Annotated in this window: 16 protein-coding genes; 9 read left to right on the top strand and 7 right to left on the bottom strand. The window is 71.6% G+C overall.

All coding sequences use genetic code 11. The features are described from left to right. Positions 1-26 precede the first annotated feature (26 nt). The gene (locus IEQ44_RS03210; protein WP_193636968.1) at positions 27-341 is read right to left on the bottom strand and encodes a hypothetical protein; all 315 of its coding nucleotides are present in this window, start codon (positions 339-341) and stop codon (positions 27-29) included. A 27-nt stretch (positions 342-368) separates the two neighbouring features. Next, positions 369-1,148, bottom strand: coding sequence for an enoyl-CoA hydratase/isomerase family protein (locus IEQ44_RS03205; protein WP_193636967.1), 780 nt, complete (start codon positions 1,146-1,148; stop codon positions 369-371). 142 nt (positions 1,149-1,290) lie between these two features. On the opposite strand from IEQ44_RS03205, the gene IEQ44_RS03200 reads away from it, so the two are divergent. From IEQ44_RS03200 to IEQ44_RS03185, 4 genes are all read left to right on the top strand, one after another. Continuing rightward, entirely contained in the window at positions 1,291-1,806 is a 516-nt protein-coding gene (locus IEQ44_RS03200; protein WP_193636966.1) for a DoxX family membrane protein, read from the top strand. Between the two features lie 36 nt (positions 1,807-1,842). Continuing rightward, a complete protein-coding gene (locus tag IEQ44_RS03195) occupies positions 1,843-2,634 on the top strand; it encodes an NUDIX hydrolase (protein ID WP_319804465.1) in 792 nt (263 codons plus the stop codon). A 66-nt stretch (positions 2,635-2,700) separates the two neighbouring features. Next, complete coding sequence (ppdK, locus tag IEQ44_RS03190) at positions 2,701-5,373, top strand: pyruvate, phosphate dikinase (protein WP_193636965.1); 2,673 nt, start codon at positions 2,701-2,703, stop codon at positions 5,371-5,373. Between the two features lie 12 nt (positions 5,374-5,385). Further along, a complete protein-coding gene (locus IEQ44_RS03185) occupies positions 5,386-6,267 on the top strand; it encodes an FkbM family methyltransferase (protein ID WP_193636964.1) in 882 nt (293 codons plus the stop codon). Positions 6,268-6,307: 40 nt separating this feature from the next. Here the strand turns inward: IEQ44_RS03185 and IEQ44_RS03180 are convergent, their stop codons facing one another. Continuing rightward, positions 6,308-7,255, bottom strand: a complete 948-nt coding sequence (locus IEQ44_RS03180; protein ID WP_193636963.1) for a co-chaperone YbbN — start codon at positions 7,253-7,255, stop codon at positions 6,308-6,310. Between the two features lie 96 nt (positions 7,256-7,351). Between IEQ44_RS03180 and IEQ44_RS03175 the strand changes: the two genes are divergently transcribed. Together IEQ44_RS03175 and IEQ44_RS03170 are read left to right on the top strand one after the other, a co-directional pair. After that, positions 7,352-9,445: a sensor histidine kinase gene (locus tag IEQ44_RS03175; RefSeq protein WP_193636962.1), complete on the top strand. Its 2,094-nt coding sequence runs from the start codon at positions 7,352-7,354 to the stop codon at positions 9,443-9,445. Positions 9,446-9,622: 177 nt separating this feature from the next. Further along, entirely contained in the window at positions 9,623-10,366 is a 744-nt protein-coding gene (locus IEQ44_RS03170) for an SDR family NAD(P)-dependent oxidoreductase (RefSeq protein WP_193636961.1), read from the top strand. 30 nt (positions 10,367-10,396) lie between these two features. Here IEQ44_RS03170 and IEQ44_RS03165 read toward each other — a convergent pair whose 3' ends face one another. The 4 genes from IEQ44_RS03165 to IEQ44_RS03150 form a co-directional block, all read right to left on the bottom strand. Continuing rightward, on the bottom strand, positions 10,397-10,918 hold the full coding sequence (locus IEQ44_RS03165) for a PH domain-containing protein (RefSeq protein WP_193636960.1): 522 nt from the start codon (positions 10,916-10,918) through the stop codon (positions 10,397-10,399). Between the two features lie 22 nt (positions 10,919-10,940). Beyond that, positions 10,941-11,111: a hypothetical protein gene (locus IEQ44_RS03160; RefSeq protein ID WP_193636959.1), complete on the bottom strand. Its 171-nt coding sequence runs from the start codon at positions 11,109-11,111 to the stop codon at positions 10,941-10,943. 126 nt (positions 11,112-11,237) lie between these two features. Continuing rightward, on the bottom strand, positions 11,238-12,209 hold the full coding sequence (meaB, locus tag IEQ44_RS03155; protein ID WP_193636958.1) for a methylmalonyl Co-A mutase-associated GTPase MeaB: 972 nt from the start codon (positions 12,207-12,209) through the stop codon (positions 11,238-11,240). A gap of 8 nt (positions 12,210-12,217) precedes the next feature. Continuing rightward, a complete protein-coding gene (locus IEQ44_RS03150) occupies positions 12,218-13,411 on the bottom strand; it encodes an acetyl-CoA C-acetyltransferase (RefSeq protein ID WP_193636957.1) in 1,194 nt (397 codons plus the stop codon). A 167-nt stretch (positions 13,412-13,578) separates the two neighbouring features. Between IEQ44_RS03150 and mce the strand changes: the two genes are divergently transcribed. From mce to IEQ44_RS03135, 3 genes are all read left to right on the top strand, one after another. Further along, entirely contained in the window at positions 13,579-14,025 is a 447-nt protein-coding gene (mce, locus tag IEQ44_RS03145) for a methylmalonyl-CoA epimerase (protein WP_193636956.1), read from the top strand. A 91-nt stretch (positions 14,026-14,116) separates the two neighbouring features. Beyond that, positions 14,117-15,457 (top strand): crotonyl-CoA carboxylase/reductase, encoded by a 1,341-nt coding sequence (gene ccrA, locus IEQ44_RS03140; protein WP_193636955.1) that lies wholly within the window; start codon positions 14,117-14,119, stop codon positions 15,455-15,457. Positions 15,458-15,721: 264 nt separating this feature from the next. After that, entirely contained in the window at positions 15,722-16,993 is a 1,272-nt protein-coding gene (locus IEQ44_RS03135) for a hypothetical protein (protein ID WP_193636954.1), read from the top strand. The last annotated feature ends 61 nt before the right edge of the window (positions 16,994-17,054 follow it).

The following is a 17,054-nucleotide window of genomic DNA, read 5'->3' as shown; positions in this document are numbered from 1 at the left end:
TTCCACTGCCCCGCGGCCGCCCAGCCTCATCGACTGGGTCTGATGACCCACTGCAGCACGGCCCCCGCTGCCAGCAGGACGCCCGCCGCGCTCCCCCACCGCAGGACGGTGTCCCGCACCGCGGCACCCGCCACCCCGGAGCCCTCGGGGCGGGCGAACCAGCCCGGCGTCACGAGGTCAGCTGCCTCGAGCCACCACCCCCACACCGACTGCGGGTCCACCCGGAGCGCGACCAGCAGCGCGGCGCCCGCCAGACCCAGGGCCCCCAGGACGGCGAGAGCCCAGACCGCGTGGGCCAGCCCTCGGCGCAGACCGCGCAGCCGCCCGCTGACAGCGCCCATCTCAGTGACCGACCTCAGTGACCGAGCTCAGTGACCGACGAAGTCGGCCTTGCCCGGCCCGTGCTCGACGAAGGAGTCCATGCCCAGCGACCGGTCCTGGGTGGCGAAGAGTGCGGCGAACTGCTGACGCTCGATCTCCAGCCCGGTCTCGAGATCGGTCTCGATGCCCCGGTCGACCGCCTCCTTGGCGGCCCTGAGCGCGAGCGTGGCCCCCTTCACGAACTGCGAGGCCCAGGCCACCGCCTGGGGGTAGACCTCCTCGGCCGGCACGACCCGGTCGGCCAGACCGATGGCCAACGCCTCCTCGGCCTTGACGAAGCGCCCCGAGAAGATGAGCTCCTTGGCCTTCGCCGGACCGACCAACCGGGTGAGGCGCTGCGTGCCGCCGGCGCCGGGGATGATGCCGAGCAGGATCTCGGGCTGGCCGAAGACGGCGTTCTCAGCGGCGAAGCGCACGTCGGCGCAGAGCGCCAGCTCGCAACCGCCACCCAGCGCGTACCCGTTGACCGCCGCGACGACCGGCTTGGGGATGCGGGCGACCGCGGAGAAGGCCGACTGGAGGCCGGCGGAGCGCTTGACCATGTCGGCGTGCGACATCTCGGCCATCTCCTTGACGTCGGCGCCGGCGGCGAAGACACGCTCGCCACCCCAGACGACGACGGCCTTCACGTCGTCACGCTCGGTCGCCTCGGTCGCAGCCGCGCGGATCTCCTCCTGGACCTGACGGTTGAGGGCGTTCATCTTGGGCCGGTCGACCCGGATGGTGCCGACGCCGTCGGTGACCTGGAGACTGACGAACTCACCCATGACACAACTCCTGCAGCTCTCGTGGCGTGGCCGACCGAGCCGACCGTGACGGCGCGAGCCTAGCGGCGTGGGAGCGGCGCGACGGCGACCCCCGGACGCGGACGAGGTTTCACCACCCCGGGCCCTGCGGTAACCAGCAGTCATGGCCCTGACACGACGCATCGCCCGCCCGCTGCTCAGCAGCGGCTTCATCACCTCCGGCACCCAGGTGCTGCGCGAGCCCGGCGCCGCCGCCGAGGAGCTCCGCCCCTGGTTGGACAAGGTCGGACCAGCCGCCCGCGCGCGCGGCATCCCCGTGCCCCAGGACCCGGCCACCGCCGCCCGGGCGCTGGCGGGTGTCCAGGTCGCTGCGGCTGGCGCCCTCGCCCTCGGCAAGGCACCGCGTACGTCCGCGGCACTGCTCGCCGCCGCCCTGCTGCCGACGGCATTGGCGACCACCGCCTCCGGCGACCCGGACGCCTCCCGGCGCAAGGTCACCGAGGCCACCCGCAACGCCAGCCTCGTCGGAGGCCTGCTCCTCGCCGCCCTCGACACCGAGGGCCGCCCCGGCCTGGCCTGGCGTGCCCGTCGAGCCAGCCGGGACGCCAGGCGGCAGGCCCGCCACCTCGCCAAGGAGACCGCCCTCGAGGCCAAGCTGGCCGCCAAGTCGATCGGGTGACGCGGGGCGTCATCGTGCGCTGGCTAGGGTGACGGCGTGCCGCCTCGACCCGACCTCTCCACGCTCCGCGACGGCGTCGCCCTGCTTCACTGGCGCACCGACTGGAGCCGCGGCGACCTGCGGGAGACCGCCAGCCGCGTGGCCGCACTCGTGGCACGCGGGTTGGAGGAGCACGGGCGCGTCGAGGCCTGGATCGACCCCGATGACGAGGTGGCGCTGCGGGTCGCGACCTGGGCCGGGCTGCGCCGCGAGGGCGTGATGCGCGGCGGCAACGTCATCGAGGGCACCCACCGCGACCTGGTCGTGCACGCACGTCTGGCCACCGACCTGCCGCTCTCCGCGCCCGGAGGCTTCCGGGCCCTGCTGAACTCGTTCCTGCCCCGCAAGCGGGCCATCGGTCAGATGCTCGTGCGTGACCGGGCCGGGCGGGTGCTGATGTGCGAGCTGACCTACAAGCCGGACTGGGACCTGCCCGGCGGGGTCATCGAGGTCGGCGAGTCTCCCGCGATGGGCGTGACCCGCGAGATCGAGGAGGAGCTGGCGGTCCACATCCCGGCGCACCGGCTCCTGCTCACCGACTGGCTGCCCGCCTGGAGCGGTTGGGACGACGCGCTGTGCCTCGTCTTCGACGGCGGAGTGCACGACGCCAGCCTGCTCGACCGCATGGTGCGGGAGGAGCGCGAGATCCGGGCGGTGCGCTTCTGCACCCTGGAGGAGATCCGCGCCCACAGCGCCGACTTCACCGCACGCAGGGTGGAGGCGGCCCTGGCCAGCCTGGAGGGCGGTCCCCTCTTCACGGAGTCGGGACGACCACTCCCCGACAGCTGACCCACGCTCGCGGCTGAGATGGCGTCGCACGCCCCGAATCCCGACGCCATGGGGTTGTATGGGCCCATGACGTGGGTGAGCGATTTCGAGAGCGGCAGCAAGGCCCAGAAGGACCTCCTGGGCGGCAAGGGCGCCAACCTGGCGGAGATGACGCGACTGGGGCTGCCGGTGCCACCGGGGTTCACGATCTCCACCCGTGCCTGTCAGGCCTACCTCGCGCAGGGCGGTGACCCCGACGGGCTGGCCGCGGAGGTCGACGACCACCTCGGCGCCCTCGAGCGGAAGATGGGCCGCGGGCTCGGCGACGCCGACGACCCGCTGCTGGTCAGCGTCCGGTCGGGCGCCAAGTTCTCGATGCCCGGGATGATGGAGACCGTCCTCAACGTGGGGCTCAACGACGCGTCGGTCCGCGGCCTCGCCCGGCGCAGCGAGGACCCGCGCTTCGCCTACGACTCCTACCGCCGCCTGGTGCAGATGTTCGGCTCCACCGTCATGGGGGTGGACTCCGACCTCTTCGCCGAGGCGCTCGACGACCTCAAGGAGCGCCGTGGGACGCAGGCCGACCTGGACCTTGACGTCGACGACCTCCGTGAGCTCGTCGCGACGTTCCAGCGGATCATCCGCGACGAGACCGGCGAGGAGTTCCCCCAGGCGCCCCGTGAGCAGCTCGACCGCGCCGTGCGCGCCGTCTTCGACTCCTGGAACACCGACCGCGCCGTGCTCTACCGCCGCCAGGAGCGCATCCCCGAGGACCTCGGCACGGCCGTCAACGTGCAGGCGATGGTCTTCGGCAACTTCGGCATGACCTCGGGCTCCGGGGTGGCCTTCACCCGAGACCCCGCGACCGGTGACCAGGGCGTCTACGGCGACTACCTCCAGAACGCCCAGGGCGAGGACGTCGTGGCGGGCATCCGCAACACCGTCTCCCTCGAGGACTTCGCACAGGTGGACCCTGCCTCGCACGCCGAGCTGCTGGAGATCATGTCGACCCTCGAGCGCCACTACCGCGACATGTGCGACATCGAGTTCACCGTCGAGCTCGGCAAGCTCTGGATGCTCCAGACCCGCGTGGGCAAGCGCACCCCCGAGGCGGCGTTCCGGATCGCGGTCCACATGGCCGACGAGGGCCTGATCGACATGGACGAGGCCGTACGCCGCGTGACCGGCTCCCAGCTCGCGTCACTGATGTTCCCCCGGTTCGACGCCGAGGCCGACCGCACCCTGCTCGCCACCGGCATGGCCGCCTCCCCCGGCGCCGCCGTCGGACGCGCCGTCTTCGACTGGCGTACGGCCGTGGAGTGGGCCGAGCGCGGCGAGGACGTGATCCTGGTGCGCAAGGAGACCTCACCCGAGGACCTGCACGGCATGGTGGTGGCGCGGGGCATCCTGACCAGCCGTGGCGGCAAGACCTCGCATGCCGCCGTGGTGGCCCGGGGCATGGGCCGCACCTGCGTGTGCGGGGCCGAGGCCCTGGACGTGGACACCAAGCACGGACAGTTCGTGGTGCGCGGCGGCACCACGGTGCGCGAGGGCGACGTCATCTCCATCGACGGGTCGACCGGTGAGGTCTTCGCCGGCGCCGTGCCGGTCACCCCCTCCGCCGTCGTGCGGTACTTCGAGGGCGAGGAGGTCGACGACCCCCTGGTCGAGGCCGCGGCCCGCATCGTGGAGCACGCCGACCGGAACCGGCGACTGGACGTGCGGACGAACGCCGACACCGGCGAGGACGCCGCACGGGCCCGACGCTTCGGCGCGCAGGGCATCGGACTCTGCCGCACCGAGCACATGTTCCTCGGAGAGCGTCGCCAGCTCGTCGAGGACCTGATCGTCGCGGACGACGAGGCCGGTCGCGCCGCCGCGCTGGAGGCGCTCCTGCCCGCCCAGCGGGGTGACTTCGAGGAGATCCTGGAGGCCATGGACGGCCTTCCGGTCACCATCCGGCTCATCGACCCGCCGTTGCACGAGTTCCTGCCCGACATCACCGAGCTCTCGGTCAACCTCGCACTGGCCGACACGAAGGGCCACCGCAAGAAGCGCGAGCGCAAGCTCCTCGAGGCCGTCCAACGGCTGCACGAGCAGAACCCGATGCTCGGCCTGCGAGGAGTGAGGCTCGGCATCGCGATCCCCGGTCTCTTCGAGATGCAGGCGCGCGCGATCCTCGAGGCGGCTGCGGCGCGCGTGCGGGCCGGCGGCGACCCCCGCCCCGAGATCATGGTGCCGCTGGTCGGTTCCGTGCGTGAGCTCGACCTGGTGCGTCGCCGGATCGAGCAGGTGGCCGCCGACGTGCAGGCCGAGCTCGGCCGGGAGGTCGACTTCAAGGTCGGCACGATGATCGAGCTGCCGCGAGCGGCGCTGACGGCCGACGAGATCGCCCGGTCGGCCGAGTTCTTCTCGTTCGGCACCAACGACCTCACCCAGATGACCTGGGGCTTCTCCCGTGACGACGTGGAGGCCGCGTTCTTCTCCACCTACATCGAGCAGGGCGTCTTCTCCGTGTCACCCTTCGAGTCCCTCGACGTCGAGGGGGTGGGCCAGCTCGTGCGCACCGCGGTCGAGCGAGGTCGCGCCGCCAACCCCGACCTCCACCTCGGCGTGTGCGGAGAGCACGGGGGCGACCCGCACTCGATCCACTTCTTCGACGAGGTGGGCCTCGACTACGTCTCCTGCTCCCCCTTCCGCGTGCCGGTCGCGCGACTGGAGGCAGCCCGCGCGCACCTGACCGGACGGACCGAACGGTGAGGAGGGGCGCCCGTGCCGCCGATCGCCTTTGACCCCCGACGGGTGCAGCGGCTGATCGACGGCCTGGCTCCCCGACGCCGCACGCGGGTGGTCGACGTCGGCGCCAACCCGGTCAACGTCAGCCCCTACGACGACCTGCTCCGGATGGGCGGGTGCGAGCTCTGGGCGTTCGAGCCGCACCCCGAGGCCTACGAGGAGCTGCGGGCGATGCAACGTCCACACGCGCACTACCTGCCGTACGCGCTGGGCTCCGGCGGGACGGCTCGGCTCCACGTGACCGAGGCCAGCGGCTTCACGTCGCTGCTCGCACCGGCCGAGGAGACCTTCGCAGCGCTGGGTCACTGGCGCCGCGCGACGCGGGTGCGAGAGGTCGTCGAGGTCGAGACCCACCGGCTCGACGACATCGCGGAGCTGCCCGACTTCGACCTGCTCAAGATCGACATCCAGGGAGGCGAGTGCGAGGTCTTCGCCCACGGCCAGCGGGTGGTCTCCGGGGCGGCCGCGGTGATCTCCGAGGTCGCGATGATCCCGATCTACCGCGACCAGCCGCTGCTCGACGAGCAGATGCGCCAGCTGCGCAACCTCGGCTTCGACCTGCACAAGCTGCTCTTCATGAAGTCGGTCCGGATGACGAACCGCGCCTCGAGGGCCCTGCCGCGGCGCCGGTTCACCTCGCAGGGCGTCGACGGAGACGCAGTCTTCGTGCGCGGGCTGCTCGACCTCGGCTCACTCCCCGACGAGCACCTCAAGCACCTGGCGATCCTGGCCGACGCGGTCTTCGGCAGCCACGACCTCGCGGTCTACCTCCTCGGCCTGCTCCACGACCGGGGGCAGGTGGAGCCGTCCGTGGTCGCGGACCACGTCGCGGCCCTGGGTGTGGACCCGACCGGCTGATCGGCGATGCCGGGGCCGTGGCCCCGGGTGGACGCTCTCCTCAGAAGAGGGCGGAGGCCAGGTTCTGCCGTCCGCGCAGCACCCGCGGGTCGTCGTTGCCGACGGCGCCGAACAACCCCACGAGGTGGTCACGCACACGGTTGCGGTCGTCCCCGGAGGTGCGGCGCACCAGCTCCACGAGGCGGGCGAACGCGTCGTCCACGTGGCCGCCCAGCATGTCGAGGTCGGCCACCATGACCTGGGCGTCGATGTCGTCGGGGGCGGCGGCTGCGGCCGCCCGGGCTGCATGCAGGTCGACGCCCTGGGTGCGCTGCAGGAGCTGCGCCATGACCAGGCCGGCCGCTGCCTCGGCGTCGGCCGGGTTGGCGTCGACGAGGCGCTGGTACTCCGCGACCGCTCGCTCGATGTCGCCGTCGGCCAGCGCGTCCTGCGCGGCCGCGTACCTCGGGTCCACGGCAGGGCCCTCGTCTTCATGGCCCTCCGGGGCAGCGCTCCGGGGCTGGTGACGACCTGTGATGCCCTGGGCGGTCAGCTGCTGGACGACCTGGGTCAGGGCCGTGCGCAGCTGGTCGAGGGGCGCGACCTCCTGGAAGAGCGGCATGGGGCGCCCGTCGACCACGGCGATGACCAGCGGGACCGAGGGGATCTGCATGGCCTGCGCGATCGCGGGCACGGCGTCGATGTCGACCAGACCGACCAGGAACCGTCCCTCGAACTCGTCGGCCAGCGTCTCCATGTCGCGCGCGAGCTGCCCGCTCTCCGGCACGCGGGAGACGGAGTGGAAGACCAGGAGCACGGGGGCGGTCATCGACGCCTCGAGCAGCGACTGGAAGTTCTGCTCGTCCGCGTGCACGGCATAGGCACTCGACGAGGCCGGCGCGGCTGCAGCGCCGGGGGCCGAGGAGGCAGAGGTGGGCGCCGGCGGAGCGGGACGCTTCAACGCGGAGAGGTCGATGGCACCGGGACGGGAGAACGGCTGCTGCGTCATGGCCCCCATTGTCACGGATCCGGTCAACGGCACGCACCCCGGTGCGACTTTGCCGGCTCGCCCTCGCACACTCCTCCGCTTCGCCATACTGGAGAGGTGACCCTGCCCGCCAGAGTCCTGACCCACGCCGCCAGCGTCCTCACGACCCCCACCTCCCCCTGGCACCTGGCCGCGCGTGCCCTGGGCTTCGGCTCGCTCTACCTCCTGGGTGTCTGGCTCTCCCTGGGGTCACGGCTCCCCGGGTCGGCGCCGAGCCTGGTGTGGCCCGCGGCCGGGGTCGCGACCATCTGGCTGCTCAGCGCCAACCGCCGCTCCATGCCCACCGACCTGATCGCCCTGGCGGGCGTGTGCGTCACCACCGTGATCGCCGCTGGCGGCGCCTGGAGTCACGCCATTGCCCTGGCCTGCCTCACGCTGGCGGCCGCCTGGCTGATGCGCGTGCTCGTCCACAGCGCGGTGCCGGGCGTACGCACCCCACTGGAGGGGGACGCCGCACGCAGCCTCGCCACCTTCGTGGCCCTGGCCGTGGGCGCTGCCGTGGCCGCCATGGTGGAGGCCGTCGGCAGCCCGGTGATCCTGACCCTGCTGGGCGACGAACCCCGCTGGGAGACCGCGCCCCTGCGGTGGGTGCGCTCCTGGACGGCGGTCTTCATCGTCACCAGCACCTGGGTCCTCCTGCTGGCTGCCCTGGGGCGCCGGGTCGGCAACGACGAGGATCGCCGCCGCCGCTCCTACGGGCTGCCCCGGCAGGCCCGTCGCCGCCCGGAGGCAGCCCTGGTCCTGGGCGGCACGGCCACCCTGCTGGTGGTGTCGCTCGTCTTCTTCCCCTCGGTGCCGATCACCTTCGCCGTCTTCGCGCCCGCTGCCTGGATGGCGGTGCGCTTCTCCCCCCTGACCGCCAGCTCCTACGCCATCGCCGTGGGTCTGGTGACGACCAGCGCCACCCTGACCGGTCGGGGCATCTACGCGTCGGTCGACTCACGCCTGCTGGCGGCCCTCCTGGCCCAGGGCTACTTCGCGGTGCTCTACGTCACCGTCATCACGCTAGCCCTGATCAGCACCCGGCTCCGCGCCACCGAGCAGGAGGCGCAGGCGCGCGCCGACCTGCTGGACGGGGTGCTCGCGGCCGCCAGCGACGGCATCGTGCTCGTCGACGACGCCGGCCACGTCGTGCTGGCCAACCGCACGGCGAGTCGGCTCCTGACGGGCTCCGCGAGCGTCAACGGCGACGACGCCCGGTTCGCCGTCGTCGCCGATCTCGGCCTCGACCGCCTGCGCCTTCCCGACCGCGCCGACTCCCGCCCGCACTCCCTGCCCCACGAGACCGCGTGGCGCGGCAGGACGGTGTGGCACGAGGACCTGCTCCTGCCCGGAGACAGCACCCACGGCGACCGCGTGCTGCGGTTCAGCGCCCACCGGGTCTCCGGCCTGGGGCGACCCGGCACCCAGGTGCTGCTCACCTTCTCCGACGTGACCACCGAGCACGAGCAGACGAGTGCTCTGCAGGCCTTTGCCGGCGAGCTCGCCCACGACCTGAAGAATCCCCTGGCCGTCGTGGAGGGGTGGAGCGAGATGCTCGAGGGCGAGATGCTGGCCGCCGAGGCACTCCCCTCGGCCGAGGGCCTGCCGATGGTCCGCAAGGTGCAGCGCGCCGCCGCGTCGATGCGTGGACTCATCGAGGACCTGCTCCACTACGCCGTCGCGCGTGGCCACGTGCTCAACCTCGACGTCGTCGACCTCGCGCGGGAGACCGACCAGGTCGTCGCGGCCCACAGCGGACGCTCCGCCCCGGACGCTCCCGCCCCGGTGGTGGAGGTGCAGGCCCCTCACCTCGTGCGCGCCGACCGCGTGCTGGTGCGCCAGCTGCTCGACAACCTACTGGGCAACGCGTTCAAGTACGTCGCACCCGGCACCGTGCCGCACGTCCGCGTCACGACCCGGCTCGCGAGCTCCGGCGAGTGGGTGCGCGTCAACGTCGTCGACAACGGGCTGGGAGTGCCCGAGGAGCACCGCCGCCACATCTTCGAGAGCCTCTACCGCATCGACCGGCCCGGTTATGACGGCACCGGCCTCGGGTTGTCGATCTGCGGACGCATCGTGGACCGGCACGGAGGATCGTTGCGTGTGGGCGACGGCCCGGACGGGGTGGGCAGCGACTTCAGCTTCACCCTTCCGGCCGCCCGCGGGTGATCACCGCGCCCCGTCACTGTCACTTACGGTCAGGAGTGTCGGTAGGTGGTACGCCCCCTTCCCGGACCACCGATGGCGGTGGTAGAACTTCGGGAGTCCGCCGACTGCCGCCGGCGGGCACAGCAGGGCCCGACAGCCTGAGCAACTGTCGTGGCGTGAGTCCATGGGGGGACGACTGTGATCGACGTAGGTTTTGACTTCACCGACCGCCATGTCCTGGTGACCGGGGGCACCCGGGGCCTGGGCCTGGCCGTGGCGCGAGCCTTCCATTCGGCGGGGGCGCGCGTCTCCGTCACCGGCACCAAGATCCTGCCGTCGTTGTACGACGCGGACCTGGCCGACTTCGACTACCACCAGCTGCAGCTGGCCAGCGCCGATGCCATCGCCTCGTTCGTCGAACGCATCGGGCCGCTCGACGTCCTGGTCAACGCCGCCGGCGCACGGCTCTCGGCCACGATGGACGAGCACGAACGCGAGTTCCTCTGCCACTCGGCACGCCTCGGCTTCGTCGGCCCCGGTCGACTGACCCAGCAGCTGCGCCACCGCCTGTGCGCCTCCCCCGCGCCGGGCGGCGGTGCCGTGATCCACACCCACCACTCGTTGGCGTGGTTCGAGCTCACGCTCTCCCCTGCCGACGCCGAGAGCGAGCTCCGGGCCCAGACGGCCCAGGCCGGTCGCGCCTGGTCGCGGCTCGGGGGCCGCGTCAACGCCGTGCTGGCCCCCCAACGCGTCAGCGTGCCCAACCAGCAGCGGACGGCCCCGATGGTGATCGACATGTCCGACAGCGGCGTGCTGCTGACCCGCCCGAAGGTGGCTGCCGAGGTGTCGGTGGAGCAGGTCGCCCCGATCGCCATGTTCCTGGCCAGCAGCGGGGCGTCGACCGTGAGCGGGCAGACCCTCGCCACCACGCCCCGGCGCTGACCCGGGGCGTACGCACCGAGCGCGGGACGCTCAGGAGGCTCGTGGCCCCCGGAGTCCGGCGCGCTGCACCACGCGCTGGATGGCCTGGTCGCGTTCGTTGGGACGACTGACGAAGCGGATGTCGCGCAACCCCTGCTCCTGGGCGGCGGACTCGAAGCAGAAGTGTCCGTAGCCGCAGATGCGGCCCAGGATCGGCTTGGTGACAGTGATGTCCAGGATCCGCGAGAGCGGCATCGTCGCTGCCTGTCGGTCGAGCACCCCCTTGACGCGGTAGACGCGCATGTTGGTGATGACGAAGCGATCCATGTGCTGGGTCAGCGCCAACCAGGCAGCGTGCGCCCAGAGTCCCATCCAGACCACCATCGGCAGCCAGCCGATCTCGACCCGCGCGAACGGCACGGTGGCCAGCGCCATGGCCCCGGCGATGAACTCGAGGGACGCCCGGACGTAGGCCGCCCAGTGGTGGCGCACCTCGTCGACGACGACCTCGCCCTCCTCACGCAGGAGGTACTGGCCGACGTCGGGATCGAGGAGGCCGGAGATCAGACCCATGACCGGCGGGGGGCGGCCCGGGTCACGCCAACGCGCCCACGAAGTCGAGCACGGCCTGGAAGAAGTTCAGGAGCAGGTCCCAGACGTTGAGCGCCAAGGATTCACCGGCTCCAGCCAGGCCGGAGGGGTCGGAGAACATCCAGTAGAGGAGGAATCCGACCACGAGGATGAGGATCACCTTCTTGGCCTTCAAGGTTGCGCTCCGTCCGAGTTCAGGTCACACGACCAGACATTGCTACCAGTCGTCGCCGCCAAGGCCCCGCAGGCGCGCCCGCGTCGAGGCCCATACCCCCGATCGGGGGTATGGGCCTCGAACCGGTCACTCCCCCACGAGCGTCGCCGCCGCCGTGTGGGGGTCGGTGCGGCCGGCCACCACGTCAGCCGCCAGCGGCGGCACCAGACCACGCTGGCCGACCGATCCCCACCTGCGACGCAGCAGCTCCAGCGCGATGGCCTCGATCTCGCGCTCCGCCCTGGCCGTGCGACGTCGCTCCAGGTCACCCGAGGTGGAGAGCCAGGCGCGGTGCTCGGCCAGCGAATCCACGACCTTCTCCATGCCCTCACCGGTGCGGGCCACCGTCTTCAGCACGGGCCTGCGCCAGGCCGGCTCCGGGCGTTCGGAGTGCGACAGCATCGTGCGCAGCTCGCGGCGCACCGTGTCGGCACCCTCACGGTCGGCCTTGTTGACGACGTACAGGTCACCGATCTCGAGGATGCCTGCCTTCGCCGCCTGGATGCCGTCACCCATGCCGGGAGCCAGCAGGACGACGGTGGAGTCGGCCAGGCCGGCGATCTCCACCTCGCTCTGCCCCACCCCGACGGTCTCGACCAGGACGGTGTCGAAGCCGACGGCGTCCAACACCCGCACGGCCTGCGGGGTGGCCCACGAGAGTCCGCCCAGGTGGCCGCGCGACGCCATGGACCGGATGTACACCTCCGGGTCACCGGTGTGGTCACCCATCCGCACCCGGTCCCCCAGCAGGGCGCCCCCGGAGAACGGCGAGGACGGGTCGATGGCCAGCACGGCGACCCGCTGCCCCTGTCGCCGGAGCTCCCGCACCAGCGCGTTGGTGCTGGTCGACTTGCCCACGCCCGGCGACCCGGTGAGCCCCACGACATGGGCGCGACCCCAGTACGGCGCCAGCTCCGTCATCACCTCGTGCAGCAGCGGGGAGGCGTCCTCCACCAGTGTCAGCAGGCGGGCGATCGCCGCGTGCTGTCCTGCGCGGGCCCGCTCGACGAGATCGGGGACCGACACCTCACGGCGTCGGCCCCCGGTCCGAGTGTTCATCGAGCCCGTCAGGCGCTGGGCACGCGGATGATCAGGGCGTCACCCTGGCCGCCGCCACCGCACAGGGCAGCCGCGCCGATGCCGCCGCCGCGGCGCTTCAGCTCGTGCGCCAGGTGGAGCACGATCCGGGCGCCCGACATGCCGACGGGGTGGCCCAGGGCGATCGCGCCACCGTTGACGTTGACCTTGTCGTCCGAGACGCCGAGCTCGCGGGCAGACTCGATCCCGACCGCCGCGAAGGCCTCGTTGAGCTCGAAGAGGTCGATGTCGGAGACGGAGATGCCCTCCTTCTCGACCGCCTTCTTGATGGCGTTGGCCGGCTGCAGCTGCAGCGTGGAGTCAGGGCCGGCCACCTGGCCGGAGGCGCCGATCTCGGCGATCCAGGTGAGGCCGAGCTCCTCGGCCTTCGCCTTGCTCATCACGACGACGGCGGCAGCACCGTCGGAGATCTGGGAGGCCGAGCCGGCGGTGATGGTGCCGTCCTTGGAGAAGGCGGGGCGCAGCTTGCCCAGCGACTCGACGGTGGTCTCGCCACGCACACCCTCGTCCTGGGAGACGGTGACCTCGCCCTTGCGCGTCTTGATGACGACCGGGACGATCTCGTCGTCGAAGAGGCCGTTGGCCTGCGCCTTGGCGGCGCGCTGGTGCGACTCGGCGGCGAAGGCGTCCTGCTCCTCGCGGGTGAGGTTGGCGCCAGCGGCGTTGCAGCCCTCGGTGAGGCCACCCATGGCCTGGCTGGTGAACTGGTCGTAGAGCGCGTCGTAGGCCATCGAGTCGACGAGGGTGGTGTCGCCGTACTTGAAGCCGTCACGCGACTTCGGGAGCAGGTGGGGGGCCTGGGTCATCGACTCCATGCCGCCGGCCACGACGATCTCGTGCTCCCCGGCGCGGATGAGCTGGTCGGCCAGCGCGATGGCGTTGATGCCCGAGAGGCAGACCTTGTTGATGGTCAGCGCGGGGACGTTCATCGGGATGCCGCCCTTGACCGCGGCCTGGCGGGCGGTGATCTGACCTGCGCCGGCCTGGATGACCTGGCCCATGAGGACGTACTCGACCTGGTCTCCGGAGACGCCGGCCTTCTCGAGGGCGCCGGCGATGGCCACGCCACCGAGGTCCGCAGCGCTCTGGTCCTTGAGACCACCGAGGAGACGGCCGATGGGGGTGCGCGCGCCCGCGACGATGACGGAAGTGGTGCCTGACATGGGTGGGTGCCCTTCTTGCTGGGAACAGATGCCACGAGCCTAGTCCCCGACCGTGGAGTCGGGGCGTGTGTCCCGCCACACGTGCGGTGTCCCTGCCCACAGGACGTCGGGCGTCCCCGATGTGGACCCGCTGGCGGCGCCGCCGGACGAGCGGCGACCATAGGTCCATGACTCTGCAGATCCCCTCCCCTCTCTTCGTCGCCATCGACCACGTGGGCATCGCGGTGCCCGACCTCGACGAGGCGATCGAGTTCTACCGCGACGTCTTCGGCATGGAGGTCGCCCACTCCGAGACCAACGAGGAGCAGGGCGTGCGCGAGGCCATGGTGGCCGTCGCCGACTCCGGTTCCTTCATCCAGCTCCTGGCGCCGCTCAACGAGCAGTCCACGATCGCGAAGTTCATCGACCGCTCGGGTCCGGGCCTGCAGCAGCTCGCCTACCGCGTCACCGACGTCGAGGCGGTCAGCGCCGTCCTGCGCGAGCGCGGCGTGCGCCTGCTCTACGACGCACCCAAGCGCGGCACCGCCAACTCCCGCATCAACTTCGTGCACCCGAAGGACGCCGGCGGCGTCCTCGTCGAGCTGGTCGAGCCCGCCGCGGACGCCCAGCACTGAGATCGTGTGACCTCACGCACACCTCTTCCCCCCTTGGTTACTGACACGTAACCTTCACCGGAACGCCCTTGAATCCTCCCTAGGAGCCACCGTGCAGAACATCCTCGACGCCATCCAGTCCGGCGAGGCCACCACCGAGGACTTCGCGAACCTCGAGATCCCCGACCACTACCGCGCCGCCTTCGTGCACAAGGACGACGTCGACATGTTCGAGGGTGTCGCCAGCCGCGACAAGGACCCCCGCAAGTCGCTGCGCGTCGACGACGTCGCGCTGCCCGAGCTCGGCCCGGGCGAGGCCTTGGTCGCCGTGATGGCCTCGGCCATCAACTACAACACCGTGTGGACCTCGATCTTCGAGCCCGTCTCCACCTTCGGCTTCCTCGAGCGCCTCGGCCGTACCGGCGCCCTCGGCAAGCGCCACGACCTGCCCTACCACGTGGTGGGCTCCGACCTCTCCGGCGTCGTGCTGCGCACCGGCCCCGGCGTGCAGAAGTGGAACCCGGGCGACCGCGTCGTGGCCCACTGCCTCTCGGTCGAGCTCGAGGGCCCCGACGGCCACAACGACACGATGCTCGACACCGAGCAGCGCATCTGGGGCTTCGAGACCAACTTCGGTGGCCTCGCCCACGTCGCCCTCGTCAAGGCCAACCAGCTGATGCCGAAGCCCGAGCACCTCACCTGGGAGGAGGCCGCCTCCCCCGGTCTGGTCAACGCGACCGCCTACCGCCAGCTGGTCTCCAAGAACGGCGGCGGCATGAAGCAGGGCGACAACGTCCTCATCTGGGGCGCCTCCGGCGGCCTCGGCGGCTTCGCCACCCAGTACGCCCTCAACGGCGGCGCCAACCCGGTCTGCGTGGTCTCCAACGAGGAGAAGGCCAAGATCGTGCGCTCCATGGGCGCCGAGCTGGTGATCAACCGTGCCGAGGAGAACTACCAGTTCTGGAACGAGGACGGCACCAAGCAGAACCCCAAGGAGTGGAAGCGCTTCGGCTCCAAGATCCGCGAGCTCACCGGCGGCGAGGACATCGACATCGTCTTCGAGCACCCCGGTCGCGAGACCTTCGGCGCCTCGGTGTTCGTGACCCGCAAGGGCGGCACCATCACCACCTGCGCCTCGACCACCGGCTACATGCACGAGTACGACAACCGCTACCTGTGGATGAACCTCAAGCGCATCGTCTCCAGCCACTTCGCCAACTACCGCGAGTCGTGGGAGGCCAACCGCCTCATCGCCAAGGGCGCCATCCACCCGACCCTGTCGAAGGTCTACTCCCTCGACGAGGTGGGCCAGGCCTCGCTCGACGTGCACAAGAACGCCCACCAGGGCAAGGTCGGCGTCCTCTGCCTGGCCCCCGAGGAGGGCCTCGGCGTGGTCGACACCGAGATGCGCGCCAAGCACCTCACCGAGATCAACCGCTTCCGCGGGGTCTGAGGAGTGAGGCGAAGGTGACCCGAGCGCAGCGAGGGGCACCGCAGCCGAGCCCCGCAGGACGCCCCGCACGTCAACACCGCGGGGTCTGAGGACCGCTCCCTCGGAGTCTGGGAAACCAGTCCTGACACACCCCGGTTCGCCGGCAACTTCACGTGCGTGAAGTTCCGCGAGCCGGGGTGTGTTCGCTTTCCCGATGGGTCACACTTGGGGTCGGGGTCGTCGACCACGACATCCGCCAGAACATCGGAAGGGGCGTGCCCACACATGAGCCGCGACGAAGGCCTGTCCATCTTCGAGCCGGAGCCGCAGACGGCTCCCGAGGAGAAGACTCAGCGGATCCCCACGCAGGAGGAGAGTCCCGCCGAGAAGACACGGGTCCAGCCGGCCGTGGCCACCCCGGTGCGTGTGGCTTCGCGGGGCAGCGACTCCTCCCCCGCTCCCGCCCGCGCGCCCCAGGCCACGACGCCCCAGAACTCGACCTCGGTGGGCGCCGCCAGGACGCAGTCCGTGCCGGCCACGTCCCCGCGTCCCTCCACGGGCGTGAGTCAGCCGGCCCTGCCGCTCGTCCGTCGCGGTGGTTACGACAAGGACGCCGTCGACCGGCATCTGTCGACCGTCTCGGCAGCGCAGGCGCAGATGACCGAGCAGATCTCGCGCCTCAAGGCCCAGGTCTCCGGGCTCGAGAGCGAGCTGGAGCAGACGCGCGCCCTGCTGGCGGAGGCCGAGAAGCCGACCTACGCCGGGCTCGGGGGCCGGGCCGCCTCCATGCTCCGCCTGGCTGAGGACGAGGCTGCCGACGTGCGTGCGGTGGCTGAGCGCGACGCCGCCGACATCCGCGACCAGGCCCACCGTGACGCCAAGGCCATTCGGGCCGAGGCCGCGCGCGAGGCCGAGGACATGCGCGTCGTCCAGCTCAAGGAGCTCGAGGAGAGCCGCGCCCGCGTCATGGCCGACGCCGACCAGGAGCGTACGCTCGCGCTCGCCGAGGCCGCCGACCTCCGCGCCGCGGCCCAGCGCGAGGCCGACCAGGTGCGGCTCGCGGCCCAGCAGGAGACGCAGGACCTGCGTACGACCGCCAAGCGCGAGGCCGAGCAGGCACGCGCCGCGGCGGACCGCGAGGTGCAGGAGGCCCGACGCACGCTGGCCGTGGAGAAGGAGCGGCTCGCCAAGGAAGCCGCCGAGCACCACTCCAACGCCACCGCTGAGACAGCTCGACTGGTCAAGGAGTCCGAGGACCGCGCTGCGGCCGCCGAGGACCGCGCCCGCCAGGCAACGACGCAGGCCACCACCCAGCGCCAGCAGGCCCAGACCGAGGCGGAGGCGATGCTGGCCCGGGCCCGTCGCGAGGCGCAGCAGATCGTGACCTCTGCGAAGACCCAGGCCGAGGCGATCGCTGCGGCCGGTCACGCCGAGTCTGAGCGTGAGCTGGCCGCCCTGCGAGCCGAGGTGGAGCGGATGGCGAAGCGCCGCGAGGCGATCACGGCCCAGCTCGGGGCGCTGCGTGACGTCGTGGCCGGCTTCGCCGAGGACGACTGAGCCCCAGCCACACCAGCAGACGACACCGAAGGGGCGCCGGAGGAATCCGGCGCCCCTTCGG

It is taken from the genome of Nocardioides malaquae, assembly GCF_015070385.1.
Classification (GTDB): Bacteria; Actinomycetota; Actinomycetes; order Propionibacteriales; family Nocardioidaceae; genus Nocardioides; species Nocardioides malaquae.
Note: the sequence above shows the minus strand (reverse complement) of the source record. Positions and strands in the feature narration are given on the sequence as shown.